Origin of the sequence: Stenotrophomonas sp. OVS01A, from assembly GCF_019969775.1 — a bacterium.
Lineage (GTDB): Bacteria > Pseudomonadota > Gammaproteobacteria > Xanthomonadales > Xanthomonadaceae > Stenotrophomonas > Stenotrophomonas indicatrix.
Genome location: NZ_JAHXYV010000009.1, coordinates 68,811 through 84,945 on the forward strand (window position 1 = coordinate 68,811; position 16,135 = coordinate 84,945).

Genomic DNA, 16,135 nt, shown 5'->3' on the forward strand with positions numbered 1-16,135 from the left:
CGCCATGCGTGGATGATCTGCCAAGGTGAGCGGACCCACGGTCCGCCCCCACCGCTCCACCCGCTCTGCACGCAGCGGGGGGATAATGAAGGCCCACGCCGGGCCCGGTCGCCGCCATGAAAGAACTCACACTGGACACCGCAGTCGCCACGCTCCGCAGTGGCGGGGTGATTGCCTACCCGACCGAAGCGGTCTGGGGCCTGGGTTGCGATCCTGCGCACGAGGCAGCGGTGCACACGCTGCTGCGACTGAAGCAGCGCCCGATCGAGAAAGGCATGATCCTGGTGGCCGCTGACCTGTCGCAGCTGCAGGGCTGGGTGCGCCTGCAGGCGCTGCCCGATGCACGCCAGCGCGCAGTGCTCGCCAGCTGGCCCGGCGCCAACACCTGGATCCTGCCCGCCGGTACCCGCGCGCCCGGCTGGATCACCGGCGAACACAGCGGCATCGCGGTACGCATCAGCGCCCACCCGCTGGTCGCAGCGCTGTGCCAGGCCTGGGGAGGCCCCCTGGTATCAACCAGCGCCAACCTTGCCGGCGAGCCCCCCGCGCGCAGCCGCGAAGAACTGGACCCACGCCTGCTGCGCCTGCTCGACGGCATCCTCGATGGGCAGACCGGCGGCCTGGCCCAACCCACGCCGATCCGCGACGCGCTCAGTGGCAACGTACTGCGCTCCTGACAGGTCCATTGCGTCGGTGTTGCCGATCGCGCACGCTGCGCCCATGACCCTGCTGCGCCCTGTCCTGTCTCTGGCTCTGCTGCTGTCGTTGCCGGCCCTTGCCGCCGACGACGTGCGGGTCTACCGCTGCGTCGGCAGCAATGGTGCTGTCGCGCTGCAGGACAAGCCCTGCACGGCCGGCCGCCAGCAAGTGCGCGACCTGCAACGGCCGCGCGACCCGCCGCCACGGGTGGTCAGCACCGAGGCCGTGCCGCCCGCACCGGTGCAGACGCCAGCGATGCGCGAGCGCGAGGTGCGCCATGTCTACATCCAGCCGCCACAGCCGATGTACGAATGCGTGAGTGAAGACGGCGACCGCTACACCAGCGACAACAACGAAGGGAATCCGCGCTGGGTGCCGCTGTGGACCACGGTCTGGTACCCGCATGGTCATCCTGGCGGTGCGTACCCCGGACCGCATCCGGGGCCGCGTCCGGCCGGCAGCGGCAACACCATCGGTACCCCCATCGGCGGCGGGCCTGCGGTGTATCGCCCGCCGTCAGTGGGCGTCGGTGTCAACGTGCCTGCCGGCAACATCCTGGTGCGCGATACCTGCCACGCCCTGCCCCCGCAGGAAGTGTGCGCACGCCTGCGTGATCGTCGCTGGGAACTGGACCGGCGTTACAACAGCGCGCTGCAGAGCGAGCGCACCGCGATCAGCAAGGAGCAGCGTGGCATCGACGCGCGGCTGGCGCAGGACTGCGGCGGCTGAGCCCTGTGCTGGGGACGGTACCCCCGCTTTGGTAGACGCCCACCTTGGTGGGCGCTGGCAAACAGCGGTGCCAACCAAGGTTGGCAACTACCGGGGCATCTGAGCCCCGCGCTGGGGGCCATGCCCCCGCTTTGGTAGATGCCCACCTTGGTGGGCACTGGCAAACAACGGTGCCAACCAAGGTTGGCAACTACCGGGGCATGGGCACTGCCAACCAAGGTTGGCAACTACCCGGGCATGGACCACCGCTGTAGGCTGCTCGCATGAGAAGACTGATCTGGCTGGCCATGGCCCTGTTGCCCGGCAACGCGTTGGCCGACGACATGGTGATCTACCGCTGCATGGGCAGCAGCGATGTTCCTACGTTGCAGCGCACCCCCTGCCCCGCCGGCACCCGCCAGCAGATCCAGCGCGTCCCTGCGCCAGCCGCCGCAGCACCCGCTGCGCCGGTGCAGAACAGCCCCACTCCGCCGCCTGCAGCGATGCCGTCCGTGGACGTCGCCGCCGAGCCTGCCGCGACGCAGCCACGTGAGGGCCGAACGATCATGGAAGCACGCATGGTCGAGCACGAAGGCGGCGACGCCATACTCGACAGCGCGGTGCTGCCACGTTCGAGCGACGCCACGTCGGGGGATGGCAACACACCGTCAAAGCCACCGCTGCCGGCGATCTATCAATGCCTCAGCAGCGAGGGAAGCTCGTACCTGCATGAGTACGAGGCTGCACCAGGCCGCTGCGAACTGTTGAACGTGCAGGGCCTGGGTGGAGCGACACCGGTGAACGCCGCCAGCTGCGAGGTGGTCAGGGACCGCTGCACTGAAGTGGCCGAAGCGCAGCGCTGCGGCAGCTGGCAGCAGCGCTTCCGCGATGCACGCGGTCGCGAGCGCTTTGCTGCGCCCGAAAACCAACCGGCAGCGCGCGGCGAACGCGAACGCCTGCAGGCCGTGCTGGAAGCCAGCGACTGCCCCGTACCGAAGTAGAGCATCCACGCCCGCCGTGGATGCCTCCATCCGCAGCGGGCGGTCCCGTCAGAACCCGTATCGCAGGAAGCCGCCATCCACCGCGATGCATTCGCCGGTGACATAGCTCGATGCCGGCAGGCACAGGAAGCCCACGGCCGAGGCCACTTCCTCCGGCTCACCGATGCGCCGCATCGGCGTGCGTCCGATCACTTCCTCGTAGTAGTCGGTATCGGACAGCGGGCCGGACGTGCGACGGGTCCGGATGTACCACGGCGCTACTGCATTGACCCGGATGCCGTCCTCGGCCCACTCCACCGCGAGGTTGCGGGTCATCTGGTGCATCGCCGCCTTGGTCATGCCATAGACCACGCCGCTGCGCACATGGGTCAGGCCGGACACGCTGCCGACGTTGACGATGGCCGACGAAGCGTGGCGCGCGAGCAACGGATGCGCATAGCGCGACAGCTCGAACGCCGAGAACAGATTGGTCTCGAAAATGCCGCGCCACTCGTCTTCGGAATACTCCGTGGCGGGCTTGGTGATGTTGCCACCGGCATTGTTGACCAGGATGTGCAGGCCGTCGGCGTGGTCCTCGACCCAGTCCAGGATCTGCCGGCGATCTTCGTCATCGGACACATCGGCGGCCAAGGCATGCACCTGGTGCTGCGGATACACATCCAGCAGTTCGTCGCGGGCACTCTCCAGCATGTCCAGGTCGCGGCCGACGATCATCAGATCGGCGCCGAGACCCGCCAGTTCATGCGCGATCGCCAGGCCGATACCGGCGCTGGCACCGGTGATCAGGGCCGTCTGCCCATCCAGGCGCCACCGTTGCTGGGTCATATGTCCTCCGGGGCCGCGCCCGCTGTGTTTCGATGCGGCAAGGATACGCGCTCACGACCGTCCGTCGCCCGGGATGCGACACTGGCTGCACGTCCCTCGTGGAGAGCTGCCATGCGCGTCCTGATTCCCGTCCTGCTGTCGGCCGTCGCGCTGGCCGGGTGCCAGCGCCCTGCACCGCCCAATCCCGAACGACCACCGCAACCGCAGGCGATGGCCAAGGCGATCAATCAACCGCTGGACCGCGCAAAGGCCGTGCAGAAGACCCTGGACGAGGCGGCCGAACGCGAGCGCAAGGCAGAGGCCGACGCACAGTAGAACCCCGCATGCAACAACGCCCGGCCAAGGCCGGGCGTTGTGCGTTCAGTAGATCCACGCCATGCGTGGATGGGCCATCAGAACCCGCAGAAGCAATACGCCAGCGACTTCACCGGTGCACCGTTGCCCTTCTCGCGGGCCGCGTTCTCAACGAACCGCAGCTGCGTATCGATTTCCGGCATCGTGCGCGCCAGCATCATCCGGCCCACGCCGGAATCGGCCAGCATCCAGGCGCCGGCGTGGCTGCCAGCGAAGCCGCTGACGAACTGCGCGAACGGCGTCGCTGCCTTCTCGATGTAACGCACGCGGTACTTGTCGGTCGCGCCCAGCTTGGCCCGGCCAGCAGCGTCAGCCACGGCGTCCTTCAGGCCACCGAAGGCATCGACCAGACCGCGCTCCTTGGCCTGCGCACCGCTCCAGACGCGCCCACGGGCCACTTCGTCAATCGCCTCGACCGGCTTCTTGCGGGCCTCGGCAACACGGCCGGTGAAATCGGCATAGCCCTTGTTGATCACCGACTGGATGACCTGGCCCACCGCCGGGTCCATCGGCCGGGTGACGTCGAAGGCACCGGCGAAACGGGTAGTGCCGACGCCATCGGTGTGCACGCCGAACTTGTCCAGCGCACGGCTGAAGTTGGGGATCATGCCGAAGATGCCGATCGAACCGGTGATGGTCGACGGATCGGCATAGATGCGATCGGCGTTCATGCTGATCCAGTAACCACCGGACGCAGCGAGGTCACCCATGGACACAACCACCGGCTTGCCCGCAGCCTGCAGTGCCACCACTTCGCGACGGATCTGCTCGGAGGCGTAGACCTCGCCACCCGGCGAATCCACACGCAGCACCACAGCCTTGACGTCGTCATCGTCGCGCGCCGCGCGCAGCAGCGCCGAGGTCGATTCACCACCGATACGGCCGGCCGGCAGATCGCCGCCGCTGATTTCACCGGAGGCCACCACCACGGCGACCTGCGGACGCGAATCAACCGGGTTGCGACGCGCATCGAGCTGGGCCATGTAGGTGCCGAAATCGATGTTGCGGAAGCCGCCGTCGGCGTCTTCGTCGGCCACGCCGCGCTCGATCATCAGATCCTCGAATTCCTCGCGGGTCTTCAGCGCGGTCACCAGCTTCTGCTGCAGGGCGAACTTGGCCAGGTCGCCGCCGGCGGCAGCGACGCCTTCAGGCAGGGTGTCGATACCGGCCGCCAGCTGTGCCGGATCCAGGCGGCGGGCCTTGGCGATATCGCCGAGGTAGCGCTGCCACACATCGTTCATCCAGAACAGATCGGCTTCCTTGGACGCCGGCGACGCCGCGTCGAGCACGTACGGCTCGGCGGCCGACTTGTACTCGCCCACCTTGAACAGGTGCACGTCCACGCCCAGCTTGTCCTGCAGGCCGGTGCGGAAATACTGGCGGTAGCGACCCAGGCCTTCCAGCACCACCGAACCCATGGGGTCCAGGTAGACCTCGTCGGCCTGTGCGGCAAGCAGATACTGCGACTGCCCCATGCTCTCGCTGAAGGCCACCAGCTGCTTGCCCGAAGCGCGCAGTTCCTGCAGCGCGGCGGACACTTCGCGCAGCGAGGCGAAACCGGACGGCTGCAGCTTGTCCAGTTCCAGCACCACCCGCTCGATCTTCTTGTCATCGCGCGCGCTCTCGATCACCCGGATCAGATCGCGCAGCTGCACTTCCTCGGCACCGTTGTCACCGACGGCCTTGGCCAGCGCGCGACTGACCGGATCGGCACTGTACTGCTCGACCAGGCGGCCTTCCGGCGCGATCACCAGGGTGGTGCGGTCCTGCAGCGCCTTGCTGGCACCTGCGCCCATGCCCGCAGCGACGATGAACATCACCAGCACCAGCAGCAACAGGCCGAAGAACACCAGGTTGAGGATCAACCGGCGGGTGAAATTCATCACGTCCCACAGCCCGATGAAGAAGCTGGCGACAGGATTGCGGTTCGCCGGGGGCAGCGGCGGCACGGGTTGGTTCATGGAGCACTCCGGATGGCTTCTTGCCGTGGTAACAGCATAGCCGGTGCCGCGTGAGGCAGCATCGGACACAAGTCAGGGGATCGCCAGTCACGGTTGCCCGGGACCGGCGTGATGTCAGGCCAGCGTGGACTGGCCAATGCGTTTGCTGCTGCGGCTCAGGCGCCAGCCCATCAGGATGGCGGCGGCGGTCAGGCCGACGATCAGGCCGATCCACATGCCCTGCGGCCCCATGCCCAGGCCCAGGCCGAGCCCGGCACCCAGCGGCATGCCCAGGCCCCAGTAGGCGAACATGGCGATGAACATCGGCACGCGGGTGTCCTTCAGGCCGCGCAGCGCGCCGGCCGACAGCACCTGGATGCCATCGGGGAACTGGAAGGTGGCCGCGTACAGCAGCAGGGTCGAGGCCAGCCCGGCCACGGCCAGGTCGTTGGTGTAGACGCCGACGATGGCGTCGTGGCCGAACAGCAGTGCCGCCGCCGACAGCGTCTGCGTACCCATGATGATCGCGTAGCCGGCCCACGCCGCACGGCGCACGCCGAAGCCATCGCCACGGCCAACCGCATGGCCGACCCGCACGGTGGTCGCCTCGGCCACGCCCATCGGGATCATGAAGCACAGCTGCGCCACGTTGATCGCGATCTGGTGCGCGGCCGCTTCATTGGCGCCCAGGCGACCAATCAGCAATGCGGTGACGATGAACAGGCCACCTTCCATCAGTACGGTGATGCCGATCGGCAGGCCGGTGCGCAGCAGGTCCCAGATCGCTTTCCAGCGCGGCCCCTCGAAGTGCGAGAACAGCTGCAGGTGGGCAAAGCGCTTGGTGAACCACAGGTAGGTACCGAAGGCGATCGCCTGCAGCCACATCATCACCGCCGAGGCGATGCCCAGGCCTTCAGCGCCCATTTCCGGGAAGCCCAGCTTGCCGTTGGCCAGCACGTACCCCATCGGCGCCAGCACCAGCAGGCCACCAAAACCGAGCAGCATGGTCGGCAGCGTCCAATGCATGCCTTCACTGAGATAGCGCATGCAGAAGTACAGCGTCAGCGCCGGGCCACCCCAGCGCACCGCATGCAGGAAGGCCGTTGCGCCGGGCACGATGTCCGGGGCGATGCCGAATGCCGGCAGCAGCGGCGGCACCACGGTGAGGAAGGTGAACATGATCAGGCCCAGGCCCAGCGCCAGCCACAGCGCCTGCCGGAACAGCGGGCCGATCTCGCGCTCACGGCCGGCGCCATGCAGCTGCGACACCGAGGCGGTGAGCGAGATCAGCGTGCCGATCGGGATCAGCATCGGCAGCCACAGCAGCGCAGTGCCGATGGTCACTGCGGCCAGGGTGGATGTCGCATGGTGGCCGGCAATCACGTTGTCGACGAAGGAGATCAGACCGGTGGAGACGTGCCCGAGCACAAGCGGCAGGGCAAGCAGACCGGTAGCGCCGACTTCCTTGCTGAAGCGCGGCGTGGAGGTTGCAGTAGACATAAGGTGCTTGACGCGAACTACGGTTGCGCGCGAAGGGCACAGGCACCGGGTTGCGGCCGGCCATCTTACGCGCGCCGGGCGGTCATTCCCATGACTGCCCCATAAAGGGGACGGGGGGAATTAAGTCGTATCCGGCACAGTCGAGCCAAAAACGACTTAATTCCCTCCGCCCCCTTTTCGCTTATTGGCCGGCCTGGCGCTTGAGCCAGGTGTCGCGTTCGGCGGCGGGGACCGTCAGGAATGCGCTGCGTACGCTGTCGCGTTCCTGCGGCGGCGTGCGCTGGGCGACCAGGGCCAGCTGCGCCAACTGCGACGGACTCAGCTGGCGCAGCACGGCAAGCACGGCGTCGCGCTGTTGCGGCGGTACGAAGCCGAACAGGCCGTGCAGCTTGGGGAATTCTGCGCCCAGTTGCGGGCCCAGCCGCCAGCCTTCGCGGAAGGCTTGGTCCTGTGCCTGGAACTGCGCGCGCAGGCGTTGCTGCTGGTCGGCCGGCAACGCGGCGAAGCGGGCGGCGGCCTGGCGGATGCGTTCGCGCTCACCCTCCGGCAGCGCCCGCCATGCGGCGTAGTCGCTGCGGCGCTGGCGTTGCTGGGCGGGATCGAGTTGCGCGAATGCCGCCGCGGCAGTGGGCGCCGCAGTGGGCGCGGCCGATGGTGTTGCTGACGGTGCGGGCAGCGGCACGTTCACTGATTGCGGAGCGGCCGCGAGCGACAGCGGCAGGGCCAGCAGCAGGCCGGCGAAGAGGAGCTTATTCATCGGCAGCAGAGGTTTCCAGCGCTGCGCCGACCGGTTCCGGGTGGGTCGGCTTGGGTTGTGACTCGTCCACCGGCAACGGGCCGCCGGCGGCACTCCAGGCATGCATGTCGGCCTCGGCCAGCAGCGGGTAATCGCGGTCGGCCAGCATCGCAGCATCTTCGCTGGCCTGCGCATCGCTGCCCGCAGCGGGGCGGACATCGCTGGCTGGCAGCGCCTCGACGGTGACCGGCCCGGCCTCGCCGACCACGCCTTCGGGCAGGGGGCCATCGGCAGTCAGCGCACGGCCCTGCCAATGGCGCCAGCCCAACGCAGCCAGCAGCAGCACCGCCACGGTGATCAACAGGATCACCGGGCCACGCCAGCGCGGCTTGGCATTGGGGCGGCGACGCTTGCCGCTTGCAGATGCGCGTTCGTCGCGCGGCGGTGCACGCCAGCTGGACGCAGGCGCCTGGTTGTTGGCCGCTGGCGCGGACGGTTGCTGCAGCTGCTGCAGGCGCTTGGCCGGCAGGTCGCGGACACGCAGCTGCACCTGTTCGGCCAGAGCGCGCCATGCAGCGGCGTCGGGCTGGCCATCGGCATCGCGTGGGCAGGCCGTGGCCAACAGGCGCTGATAGCCTTCTTCGTCGACATCCAGAACGCGGGTGGCGATGCCCTCGTCCAGACTGCCCCCCACCCGCAGCAGCAGGGCCAGCCGCGGCAAGGGGGCCATCTCGCCCAGCGCGGCCAGCGACGGTGGCCACTGCCCGGTGGCCGGCTCGCGCAGCGCCTGGCGCTGGCCCAGCAGGGTCCAGAAGCGGCTGGGCCACTGCGCCATCGGCAGGTCGCTGGCGACCGCGGCGAAGGCGCGCATCACCGCCACCAGCGTCTGTTCGGCACGGGCGGGGTCACCGCACTGCAGTTCGGCCACGACCAAGGCACGGCGTTCGACGCCACGCAGAAATGCCGACAGCGCGCCGGCCGCGGTCGAGGAAACAGGGGCGGGCACAGCCGTCATCGGTCACTCCAAAGGTCTGCCGGCATGATAGCGGCAGCCCATCACTGCCCGGCAGGACTTGCGATTGCAGACGCTTTCTGCTGCAGGTTGTGCACAGCACCACGCGGGAACCGGGCGATTCCTGCGTGAATGGCTGAATTCACCCTGTTTCAGCAATGTTTCACACTTAAGTTGTTGATTTCAATTGAATTTAAAGTGTGGCTATTTTTTGACCAACCAAAGCGTGAGGCCGTCGCCATCGGCCTCATACGGCGCCATGAGCCGCTAACGCACAGACTTATCCACAGAAGATGTGGATAAGACTGAATCTCCAATAGACACCGATATTTAGGTGACATTTATGATTCGCCGGAGGGCATGCCAGTCGCATCTGCCACTGCCATGCGCCCTCGCATGGGCCGTTACACTGACCCGATGCTCGCCCCTGAATCCGGCCCTGTCCCGACCCTGCAGGTCGCCCTGCCCGTGCCCCTGCCGCGCCTGTTCGACTACCTGCCACCGCAGGGCGAAGGCCCGACGGTAGCGGTCGGCTGCCGGCTGAAGGTGCCGTTCGGCAACCGCGAACTGATCGGCGTGGTGGCAGGGCATGGGCAGGTGGAGGACAGCCAGGGGCTGCGCCAGGCACTGGCCTGGTGTGACACGACACCGCTGCTGCAGGATGAGTTGTGGCAGAGCCTGCAGTGGCTGGCCCGCTATACCCACGCCCCCTTGGGCGAAGTACTGAGCACCGCCCTGCCCGGCCCGCTGCGGCATGGCGAACCGCTGCCCGACACCCATCACTGGGGCTGGCAGCTGACAGCCGAAGGCCATGCCCAGCGCGAGAAGCTGCGCGCCGGCAGCCGACCGCGGCAATTGGCCGAGCTGCTGGCCGAAGCCGTGGTGGACGAAGATGTCCTGTCCGCACGCATGCAGGACTGGCGGGTGGCCGCACGCAGCCTGGGCAAGCGCGACCTGGCCGAGCGCATCGCCCTGAGCGTGGCGCCGCAGCACGCCCAGCCCCTGCCCGGCCCCACCCTCAATGCGGAGCAGGCCGAAGCGGTGGCCCAGATCACCGCCGCCGAAAGCTTCCAGGCATTCCTGCTGGACGGGGTGACCGGCAGCGGCAAGACCGAGGTCTACCTGCAGGCGATCATCCATTGCCTGGCGCAGGGCAGGCAGGCCCTGGTGCTGGTGCCCGAGATCGGCCTGACCCCGCAGACCCTGGCGCGCTTCCGCGGCCGTCTCGGCATCGCCGTGCATGCGTTGCACTCGGGGCTGACCGACAACGAACGCGCGCGGGTCTGGGCTGCGGCCTCGCGCGGCGAAGCACGGGTGATCGTGGGCACGCGCTCGGCGGTGTTCATTCCGCTGCCGCAGCCCGGCCTGCTGATCGTGGACGAAGAGCACGACGGCAGCTACAAGCAGCAGGACGGCATCCGCTACCACGCACGTGATTTCGCTCTGGTGCGGGCCAAGGCGCAGGGCATTCCGGTGCTGCTGGGCAGCGCCACGCCGTCATTGGAAACCCTGCACAACGCCTATGCCGGCCGCTATGCGCACGTGCGCCTGAAACAGCGCGCCGGTGATGCCCGACCGCCGCGTGTGCGCATCCTCGACGTCCGCAAGCGTCCGCTGCGCGATGGCCTTTCCGCCGACGTACTGGCCGGCATCGGCGAACACCTGCAGCGTGGCCAGCAGGTGCTGGTGTTCAAGAACCGCCGCGGCTATGCGCCGGTGCTGCTGTGCCACGACTGCGGCTGGACCGCACCCTGCAACCGCTGCGATGCACCGATGACCGTGCATGGCGGTGGCCGTCGCCTGCAATGCCATCACTGCGGTGCGCGGCAGCCGGCACCACTGGCCTGCCCCGCCTGCGGCAGCCTGGCCCTGCAGCCACAAGGCATCGGCACCGAGCGGCTGGAAGAACACCTGGTCAGTGCCTTCGCCGATTTTCCGGTGGTGCGCATCGACCGTGGCACCACCGCCCGTCGCGATGCGCTGGAGCAGCAGCTGGCCAAGCTCGGCAACGCGCCCGGCATCCTGGTCGGCACGCAGATCCTGGCCAAGGGCCACGACCTGCCCAAGCTGACGCTGGTGGTGGTGGTGGGCATCGACGAAGGCCTGTTCTCGGCCGATTTCCGCGCCAGCGAAAAACTGGCGCAGCAGCTGATCCAGGTGGCCGGCCGCGCCGGTCGCGCGCGCGATCCGGGTGAAGTGTGGCTGCAGACCCATCATCCGGGCCATCCGCTGCTGGAGACGCTGGTCAACGGTGGCTACCACCCGTTCGCCCAGGCCGAACTCAACCAGCGCCAGGCAGCCGGGTTCCCGCCCTTCGCGCACCTGGCATTGATGCGTGCCGAAGCGCAGCAGGTCGAGCATGCCAACGCGTTCCTGCTCGCTGCGCGGAAACTGCTGGGTGAACAGGACATGGTGGAGGCCTACGGGCCGATGCCGGCGCCGATGCCACGCCGTGCCGGTTATCAGCGCACGCAGCTGCTGCTGTCGGCGGCACAGCGGCCGCCGCTGCATGGGGTACTGGCACAGCTGGTGCCGCAGTTGTACGCGCTGCCGGAGGCACGCAAGGTGCGCTGGTCGCTGGATGTGGATCCGACGGATCTGTACTGAGGGCAATGCGCTGGGATCAGAGCCCACCCGCTGGGTGGGATCTGACCCCGATGGCTTGAGGTCGGATCCCTTTCCGCAGAAAAGGGTTCTGACCCCGAACGTCGCGCCTTCGCTTACGTCATCGGTGACATCACGCCGCGCTGGTACGCCGGGCGTTCGCGCAGGCGTGCATACCACTCGGCCAGGTGCGGCAGGTCCGGGCGCTGGATCGGCAGTTCGAACCAGGCGTAGATCAACGAGCCCAACGCGATGTCACCCATGGCGAACGTGTCGCCCGACAGCCACGGCTGCTTGGCCAGGGTTGCGTTGGGCAGCGCCAGGAAATCACCGGCGCGCACGATCGCTGCATTGATGCGCGCCTCATCGCGGTCGGCCGGTGCGGTGCGCATGATGCCCCAGATCAGTTCGGAGTACAGCGGCGCCATCCGCGAGGTGCTCCAGTCCATCCACTTTTCGGCCTGGGCGCGCTCCATCGGATCTTCGGCATACAGCGTGCCCAGCGAATAGCGCGCACTGAGGTAGCGCACGATGGTGTTCGACTCCCACAGCGGCAGGCCGTGGTCTTCGATCACCGGCACCAGGCCGTTCGGGTTCATCGCCACGTACTCCGGCGATTGCGTGCCACCGTGGCTGCCACCCACTTCGATGGACTCGTACGGCAGGCCGATTTCCTCGGCGCACCACAGCACCTTGCGGACGTTGCTGGAATTGCGGCGGCCCCAGATCTTCAACATGCGGGTTTCCTTGCGTGCAGCAGTGCGCCGCGATGGCGCGGAGCCGCTACGATACGCCCATCCACAGGGAGAGACGACATGACCGCATGGGATGCAGTGAACTACACGCTTCTGGCAGCAGGACTGGTGATGCTGGTGCTCGGGTACCGGCGCTCGAACCGCAACATGCTGCTGTGCGCCGGCGTGCTGCTGCTGGCCTTCAATGGCGTTGAAGACTTCGCCAACGGATTTGCGGAAGGCTACGCCGGCTCCAGCGCACGTACGCTGTAGCCACACCATGTCTTCTGCAGTGCTGCGCGACCGGCACACGCTGGGCAACGCCCGGCGCTACCGGTTCTTCTTCGGCAGCGCGCGTACGTAGGAGGACTTACCGTCCTTCTTTAGTTCGAACAAACCGATCGCCGCCAGCAGGTCACTGAGTTTGCCGTAACCGTAGTTGCGCGGATCGAACGAGGCCTGGTTGCCGATCTGGCTGCCGACCGGACCCAGGTGCGACCAGCCATCCTCGCCTTCTGCCGAGGACACCGCACGGCGCAGCATCTTCACCAGACGCGTGTCGCTGCGCATTTCCGCCCCGCTCTTGCGTGGGCGCGCATCATCGCTGGTGGCCTGCTCGCTGGGCGCCTGTCCGTTCGATGATTGTTCGTTCGCTGCCTGCTCCACATCCTGCACGCTGGCGTGGGTCTGGCCCAACGCTTCGAGGTAGGTGAACTTCGAGCACGCGTTGACGAAGGGTTCCGGCGTTTTCTTTTCGCCGAAGCCATACACCTTTACGCCATCGGTCAGCAGGCGCATCACCATCGGAGTGAAGTCGGCATCGCTGGACACGATCGCGAAGCCATCGAGGTTGCGCGCGTACAGCAGATCCATCGCGTCGATCACCATCGCCATGTCCGACGCGTTCTTGCCCTTGCTGTAGGCGAACTGCTGGATCGGGCGGATCGCGTACTCGTGCAGCACCGCCTCCCAGCCCTTCAGTCGTGGGCTCTTCCAGTTGCCGTAGGCACGGCGGACGTTGGCCACACCGTAGCGCGCGACCTCGGCCAGGACTTCGTCGATCTTCGAGGCCGGTGCATTGTCGGCGTCGATCAACAGGGCGATGCGCTTTTCCGGTTCGCTCATGGACTCCTCACGGGCAGTTGCCTGAACCCGAGTATCGCCGATCCCGATGCACGCTGACGTGACAAGGAGCGGCCGTGCGAAGATGCCAGGCACTTCCCCCATGCCCCCCTGGAGTGAGTCGATGAGTCGTGATCGCGTCCCCCACCTGGTCGTTGTCGGCGGCGGTTTCGCCGGCCTGTGGGCCACCCGTGCGCTGGCCCGCGAACGCATACGCATCACCCTGGTCGACCGTCGCAACCACCACCTGTTCCAGCCGCTGCTTTACCAGGTGGCCACCGCTGGGCTGTCCGCTCCGGATATCGCCGCACCGCTGCGCCACATCCTCGGCCACCAGCGCAACGTGGAGGTGCGGCTGGGCGAAGTGGTGGCCATCGACAAGCAGGCCCGCCAGGTGCGCATGGCCGATGGCAGCACGCTGGACTACGACAGCCTGCTGCTGGCCACAGGCGCCACCCACGCCTACTTCGGCCACGACGAATGGGCCGACGATGCGCCCGGCCTGAAGACGCTGGACGATGCCATCGCCCTGCGCCGCAAACTGCTGCTGGCGTTCGAACGCGCTGAAGCCGAACCGGACCCAGAAAAGAAGGCGGCATGGCTGAGCTTTGCCGTGGTGGGGGGTGGCCCGACCGGGGTCGAGCTGGCCGGCACCCTCGCGGAAATCGCCCGGCATACGCTGCGCAATGAATTCCGCCACATCGATCCGGCCAGCGCCAAGGTGCGGCTGGTCGAGGCCGGTCCGCGCGTGTTGTCCACCTTCCCCGAAGTGCTTTCGCTGAAGGCACGCCGGCAGCTGGAAAAGCTGGGCGTGGAAGTGATGACCGGCACGCCGGTGAGCCACATCGATGGACAGGGCTTCAAGCTGGGCGACCAGTTCGTGCCCGCGCGCACCGTGGTCTGGGCCGCCGGCGTGGCCGCCTCACCGCTGGCGCGCACGCTGGACGTGCCGCTGGACCGCGCCGGTCGCGTGCAGGTGCAGCCCGACCTGACCCTGCCTGGTCACCCGGAACTGTTCGTGGCCGGCGATCTGGCCGCACTGAACCAGGCCAACGGCAAGCCGGTACCGGGCGTTGCGCCTGCCGCCAAGCAGATGGGCAAGTACGTGGCGGACGTCATTCGCGCGCGCCTGCATGGCAAGGCAGCACCCGGGCCGTTCAAGTACGCCGACTTCGGCAACCTGGCCACCATCGGCCGCATGGCCGCGATCGTGCACCTGGGCAAGCTGCAGCTGTCCGGCGTGCTGGCCTGGTGGTTCTGGCTGGCCGCGCACGTGTTCTTCCTGATCGGGTTCCGCAACCGCGTCGTGGTGCTGTTGAACTGGGCGGTGGCGTACTGGAGCTACCAGCGCAGCGCGCGGATCATCTTTGGAGATGATCAGGAAGACCGGCGGCCGAAGCGGTAGGGTGCACGTGCAATGGGGTCGGATCCCTTTCCGCAGGAAAGGGCTCTGACCCGCCCCAGCAGTAGATCCACCCCATGCGTGGATGAGTTCCCGCACCTCCCCCATCTTCAGCCACGCGTCAGCCCCCCGTGCATTTTGAGCAGCCGCAGTCAGGAATGATGGCTGTGCCTTCCGCCGCACTCATCAAGCAACATATCGAATCACCTTTCCGTTGCAACTGAAGCCCAATTCAAACGCCATGTCGATAGCACGTTCCGCGCTACCCACGACATATTCCTGTAGCCCCTGATACTTTGAATACTGCGGGCTGATGACATGGAACTTCGCATCATTCACGGGAGAGAATAAGCCCTTTCCACATAGGGCATTGCCAGGCAAACCGTACTGCGCATCGTCGACGCCGGGCACGGGGATGGAGATACTCAGTTCGAATTCCTTATCGGAAGGAAATCGCCTCGCGCGCTTGAAGATTCCAATGGCGTTGGTGTTGCGGATCGTCACGCCCACCAGCAGTCGCCATCCTTCCAAGTCAATGACGTTTACCTGTTGGATCCTGGCATTCAGAAACTGATTCACCTTGTTGGTGGCTTCAACATCATCCAGTGCACCAGCGATGTTGGGTGATTCGCTCGAAATGATAGATCTGATCTGCGATTGCATCGACGTCCTACGGGGCAACACCGGACACCAAAGTTTGCCGAAAATCGATCGATCAAACGAATCTGCCACCCCGCGCACGAAGACCTATGCCGATATGGTCTGTGGGACAGCATGTGGAGATATCTCGATTTTCAACGGTTGCAGCCATCCGACAGACCAATCGACAGCGGGCAGCCCATACGACCTGAGTGCAGATTCGAGTGCCGGAAACGACATAGATCGCAGCGCGGTCATCATCTTCGGTGATGATCAGGATGATCGGCGACCGAAGCAGTAGGGCCACGACTCTCAGGAGTTCTACGCCTGAGAGTAGATCCACGCCATGCGTGGATGAATCCCCTTGCAGGCTGCATGAGGCGCGGCCTCGCGCGGCGTGGCTCTACTGCCTCACGGGACCGCCCGGGACCCGCCGTTTCGACCATGCCCGGCAGAAATCTTCCTTCCTCGCGGTATCGGCAATCTGTGCGGCACTCCAATGCCGGGTGATCCAGATCGCCAACGCGGTGCTGCTCAGATGCCAGCGCAGCATGTCGTGCTGCGGCTGCCGCCACAGGTGGCGGCGGGCAATCCAGTAGGCCTCCCGCTCGACATCCGGCACCTTCTTCTTCATCGCATCCTTGTCGAAAAACTGCGCGGTGAAGCTCCAGGGGTTGATCGGTTGGTGCCCCATGCGCGGCTCACTGCTGCATGCCGCCACACCACTGGGCGCGCGGTCGGCGGGCTGCGGCCAGCCCTCCACCCAAGCGAGCCCAAGCAGGTACAACAGCCCCGGTAGCAGGGCAACGAAGGCCAGCAACAGCAGTAGCGCGATCCATGCACGGCCCGCAGCACGCAT

The 16,135-nt window shown here is 66.8% G+C and carries 16 protein-coding genes; 7 read left to right on the forward strand and 9 right to left on the reverse strand.

Translation table 11 applies throughout. The annotated features are described in order from the left end of the window. The first annotated feature begins 116 nt into the window (after nucleotides 1–116). The 3 genes from LC407_RS20200 (at nucleotide 117) to LC407_RS20210 (ending at nucleotide 2,408) form a co-directional block, all read left to right on the forward strand. Entirely contained in the window at nucleotides 117–677 is a 561-nt protein-coding gene (locus LC407_RS20200; protein WP_032952114.1) for a Sua5/YciO/YrdC/YwlC family protein, read from the forward strand. A 43-nt stretch (nucleotides 678–720) separates the two neighbouring features. Next, nucleotides 721–1,428 (forward strand): DUF4124 domain-containing protein, encoded by a 708-nt coding sequence (locus LC407_RS20205; RefSeq protein ID WP_223483489.1) that lies wholly within the window; start codon nucleotides 721–723, stop codon nucleotides 1,426–1,428. Between the two features lie 263 nt (nucleotides 1,429–1,691). Next, nucleotides 1,692–2,408 (forward strand): hypothetical protein, encoded by a 717-nt coding sequence (locus LC407_RS20210; protein ID WP_088101470.1) that lies wholly within the window; start codon nucleotides 1,692–1,694, stop codon nucleotides 2,406–2,408. Between the two features lie 48 nt (nucleotides 2,409–2,456). Here LC407_RS20210 and LC407_RS20215 read toward each other — a convergent pair whose 3' ends face one another. Further along, the gene (locus tag LC407_RS20215; protein ID WP_025879399.1) at nucleotides 2,457–3,233 is read right to left on the reverse strand and encodes an SDR family oxidoreductase; all 777 of its coding nucleotides are present in this window, start codon (nucleotides 3,231–3,233) and stop codon (nucleotides 2,457–2,459) included. A 111-nt stretch (nucleotides 3,234–3,344) separates the two neighbouring features. Between LC407_RS20215 and LC407_RS20220 the strand changes: the two genes are divergently transcribed. Next, nucleotides 3,345–3,548: a hypothetical protein gene (locus LC407_RS20220; RefSeq protein WP_025879398.1), complete on the forward strand. Its 204-nt coding sequence runs from the start codon at nucleotides 3,345–3,347 to the stop codon at nucleotides 3,546–3,548. 77 nt (nucleotides 3,549–3,625) lie between these two features. On the opposite strand, the gene sppA is transcribed toward LC407_RS20220, so the two are convergent. The 4 genes from sppA to LC407_RS20240 all read right to left on the reverse strand — a co-directional run bounded on the left by sppA (nucleotide 3,626) and on the right by LC407_RS20240 (nucleotide 8,778). Continuing rightward, nucleotides 3,626–5,548, reverse strand: coding sequence for a signal peptide peptidase SppA (sppA, locus tag LC407_RS20225; RefSeq protein ID WP_025879397.1), 1,923 nt, complete (start codon nucleotides 5,546–5,548; stop codon nucleotides 3,626–3,628). Between the two features lie 114 nt (nucleotides 5,549–5,662). Next, nucleotides 5,663–7,027 (reverse strand): MATE family efflux transporter, encoded by a 1,365-nt coding sequence (locus LC407_RS20230; RefSeq protein WP_025879396.1) that lies wholly within the window; start codon nucleotides 7,025–7,027, stop codon nucleotides 5,663–5,665. A gap of 181 nt (nucleotides 7,028–7,208) precedes the next feature. Further along, nucleotides 7,209–7,784 (reverse strand): DUF3106 domain-containing protein, encoded by a 576-nt coding sequence (locus LC407_RS20235; protein ID WP_033832341.1) that lies wholly within the window; start codon nucleotides 7,782–7,784, stop codon nucleotides 7,209–7,211. Continuing rightward, on the reverse strand, nucleotides 7,777–8,778 hold the full coding sequence (locus LC407_RS20240; protein ID WP_033832342.1) for a hypothetical protein: 1,002 nt from the start codon (nucleotides 8,776–8,778) through the stop codon (nucleotides 7,777–7,779). Before LC407_RS20240 ends, LC407_RS20235 begins: the two co-directional genes overlap by 8 nt. Nucleotides 8,779–9,171: 393 nt before the next feature. Between LC407_RS20240 and LC407_RS20245 the strand changes: the two genes are divergently transcribed. Further along, on the forward strand, nucleotides 9,172–11,382 hold the full coding sequence (locus LC407_RS20245; RefSeq protein ID WP_223483490.1) for a primosomal protein N': 2,211 nt from the start codon (nucleotides 9,172–9,174) through the stop codon (nucleotides 11,380–11,382). A 113-nt stretch (nucleotides 11,383–11,495) separates the two neighbouring features. Here the strand turns inward: LC407_RS20245 and LC407_RS20250 are convergent, their stop codons facing one another. Further along, nucleotides 11,496–12,116: a glutathione S-transferase family protein gene (locus LC407_RS20250; protein ID WP_025879392.1), complete on the reverse strand. Its 621-nt coding sequence runs from the start codon at nucleotides 12,114–12,116 to the stop codon at nucleotides 11,496–11,498. A 78-nt stretch (nucleotides 12,117–12,194) separates the two neighbouring features. Between LC407_RS20250 and LC407_RS20255 the strand changes: the two genes are divergently transcribed. Beyond that, nucleotides 12,195–12,386, forward strand: a complete 192-nt coding sequence (locus LC407_RS20255) for a hypothetical protein (protein WP_025879391.1) — start codon at nucleotides 12,195–12,197, stop codon at nucleotides 12,384–12,386. Nucleotides 12,387–12,443: 57 nt separating this feature from the next. On the opposite strand, the gene LC407_RS20260 is transcribed toward LC407_RS20255, so the two are convergent. Beyond that, on the reverse strand, nucleotides 12,444–13,238 hold the full coding sequence (locus LC407_RS20260) for an NYN domain-containing protein (RefSeq protein WP_025879390.1): 795 nt from the start codon (nucleotides 13,236–13,238) through the stop codon (nucleotides 12,444–12,446). Nucleotides 13,239–13,359: 121 nt separating this feature from the next. Between LC407_RS20260 and LC407_RS20265 the strand changes: the two genes are divergently transcribed. Next, nucleotides 13,360–14,640 carry an NAD(P)/FAD-dependent oxidoreductase gene (locus tag LC407_RS20265; RefSeq protein WP_140225409.1) on the forward strand — a complete coding sequence of 427 codons (1,281 nt, stop codon included), beginning with the start codon at nucleotides 13,360–13,362 and terminating at the stop codon, nucleotides 14,638–14,640. Nucleotides 14,641–14,823: 183 nt separating this feature from the next. Here the strand turns inward: LC407_RS20265 and imm9 are convergent, their stop codons facing one another. After that, entirely contained in the window at nucleotides 14,824–15,300 is a 477-nt protein-coding gene (imm9, locus tag LC407_RS20270; protein ID WP_223483491.1) for an Imm9 family immunity protein, read from the reverse strand. Nucleotides 15,301–15,679: 379 nt separating this feature from the next. Next, the gene (locus tag LC407_RS20275; protein WP_223483492.1) at nucleotides 15,680–16,135 is read right to left on the reverse strand and encodes a hypothetical protein; all 456 of its coding nucleotides are present in this window, start codon (nucleotides 16,133–16,135) and stop codon (nucleotides 15,680–15,682) included.

Coding starts and splice junctions, on each gene's coding strand:
- LC407_RS20200 (WP_032952114.1), top strand. CDS start 117: ATGAAAGAACTCACACTGGACACCGCAGTCGCCACGCTCCGCAGTGGC.
- LC407_RS20205 (WP_223483489.1), top strand. CDS start 721: ATGACCCTGCTGCGCCCTGTCCTGTCTCTGGCTCTGCTGCTGTCGTTG.
- LC407_RS20210 (WP_088101470.1), top strand. CDS start 1,692: ATGAGAAGACTGATCTGGCTGGCCATGGCCCTGTTGCCCGGCAACGCG.
- LC407_RS20215 (WP_025879399.1), bottom strand. CDS start 3,233: ATGACCCAGCAACGGTGGCGCCTGGATGGGCAGACGGCCCTGATCACC.
- LC407_RS20220 (WP_025879398.1), top strand. CDS start 3,345: ATGCGCGTCCTGATTCCCGTCCTGCTGTCGGCCGTCGCGCTGGCCGGG.
- sppA (WP_025879397.1), bottom strand. CDS start 5,548: ATGAACCAACCCGTGCCGCCGCTGCCCCCGGCGAACCGCAATCCTGTC.
- LC407_RS20230 (WP_025879396.1), bottom strand. CDS start 7,027: ATGTCTACTGCAACCTCCACGCCGCGCTTCAGCAAGGAAGTCGGCGCT.
- LC407_RS20235 (WP_033832341.1), bottom strand. CDS start 7,784: ATGAATAAGCTCCTCTTCGCCGGCCTGCTGCTGGCCCTGCCGCTGTCG.
- LC407_RS20240 (WP_033832342.1), bottom strand. CDS start 8,778: ATGACGGCTGTGCCCGCCCCTGTTTCCTCGACCGCGGCCGGCGCGCTG.
- LC407_RS20245 (WP_223483490.1), top strand. CDS start 9,172: ATGGGCCGTTACACTGACCCGATGCTCGCCCCTGAATCCGGCCCTGTC.
- LC407_RS20250 (WP_025879392.1), bottom strand. CDS start 12,116: ATGTTGAAGATCTGGGGCCGCCGCAATTCCAGCAACGTCCGCAAGGTG.
- LC407_RS20255 (WP_025879391.1), top strand. CDS start 12,195: ATGACCGCATGGGATGCAGTGAACTACACGCTTCTGGCAGCAGGACTG.
- LC407_RS20260 (WP_025879390.1), bottom strand. CDS start 13,238: ATGAGCGAACCGGAAAAGCGCATCGCCCTGTTGATCGACGCCGACAAT.
- LC407_RS20265 (WP_140225409.1), top strand. CDS start 13,360: ATGAGTCGTGATCGCGTCCCCCACCTGGTCGTTGTCGGCGGCGGTTTC.
- imm9 (WP_223483491.1), bottom strand. CDS start 15,300: ATGCAATCGCAGATCAGATCTATCATTTCGAGCGAATCACCCAACATC.
- LC407_RS20275 (WP_223483492.1), bottom strand. CDS start 16,135: ATGCGTGCTGCGGGCCGTGCATGGATCGCGCTACTGCTGTTGCTGGCC.